General features: G+C 75.1%; 2 pseudogenes. Both read left to right on the plus strand.

From position 1 onward, the window contains the following. A pseudogene (locus tag MCBG_RS32280) lies at positions 1 to 239 on the plus strand (hypothetical protein); the annotation flags it as partial. Further along, positions 236 to 1,327: pseudogene (locus MCBG_RS02910) on the plus strand (VWA domain-containing protein); the annotation flags it as partial. The pseudogenes MCBG_RS32280 and MCBG_RS02910, both read left to right, overlap by 4 nt.

The raw sequence follows: 1,327 nt of genomic DNA on the forward strand, positions 1-1,327 counted from the left end.
GGCGCGCACGACTTCATGGAGGCGTTGCCCGCGCTGCGGCAGGCGTTCGGTGGTTCCCGCCCCGGGAGCGGGCGGAGGTGGCCCGGCACGTGCAGGCGCTGCACGGCGGCGACGCGCCGCCCGGTGACCTGCTGCGGCTGGACGCCGACCCGCTGCTGGTGGCCGCCGCCCGCGCGGTGGAGGAGCGGGTCGACGCGGTGCTGGCCCGGGAAGGGCTGTGGGAGGGGGAGCGGGCGTGACGGACCCGATGCGGGAACGCTGGCGGCTGGTGCTCGGCGACGCCGCGCAGGACAGCCTGGGCGGTCTGTCGGCGGAGGCGGCCGGCCGGGACGCGGCGCTGGACTGGCTCTACGGCCGCGACGCCGACCTCGGCCGCCGCGACGTGCGGCGCGGCGGGTCCGGCCCGTCCGCGCTGACCACTGTGGACTGGCTGGACGGGATCACCCGGCTGTTCCCGAAGGAGACGGTGCAGCGGCTGGAACGCGACGCGGTCGAGCGGTACGGCATCCACGAGGTCGTCACCGACCCGGCGGTGCTGGCCCGGGTCGAGCCGAACCCGGCGCTGCTGCGCGCGGTGCTGCGGACCAAGCACCTGATGGACCCGGAGGTGCTGCGCCTGGCCCGCAAGCTGGTCGAGGCGGTGGTGCGGCAACTGGTCGAGCGGCTGGCCGCCGAGGTACGGCAGTCGTTCTCCGGGCCCCGGGCGCGACGACCCAGCCGGTTCCGGCAGGCCCGCAACTTCGACGTCCGGCGCACCATTCGGGCGAACCTGGCGCACTGGCGGCCGGACGAGCGCCGGCTGCACGTACGGCAGCCGCACTTCTTCTCCCGTACCCGCCGCCACCTGGACCGCTGGCAGGTGATCCTGCTGGTGGACCAGTCCGGTTCGATGCTCGGCTCGGTGATCCACGCCGCGGTGACCGCCGCCTGCCTGTGGGGGCTGCCGGGCGTACGCACCCACCTGGTCGCGTTCGACACCGACGTGGTCGACCTGACCTCCGACGTGGACGACCCGGTGGAGCTGCTGATGAAGGTGCAGCTCGGCGGCGGCACCGACATCGCCCGCGCGGTCGCGTACGGCGCGCAGCTCGTGGAGAACCCGCGCCGGGCGATCGTCGCGCTGGTGTCCGACTTTTACGAAGGGAGGGAACGCCGGACGTCTGGTCCGGTCGGTGCAGCAGCTTGGTGGAGCAGGGCACGCATGTGCTCGCGCTGGCCGCGCTGGACGAGGAGGCCGACCCGGCGTACGACCGGGCCACCGCGCAGCGCTGGCCGACGTGGGCGCGGCGGTGGGCGCGATTGACGCCGGGCGGAGCTGGCCGCGTTC

This window comes from Micromonospora sp. M42 (assembly GCF_000568915.1).
Classification (GTDB): domain Bacteria; phylum Actinomycetota; class Actinomycetes; order Mycobacteriales; family Micromonosporaceae; genus Micromonospora; species Micromonospora chalcea.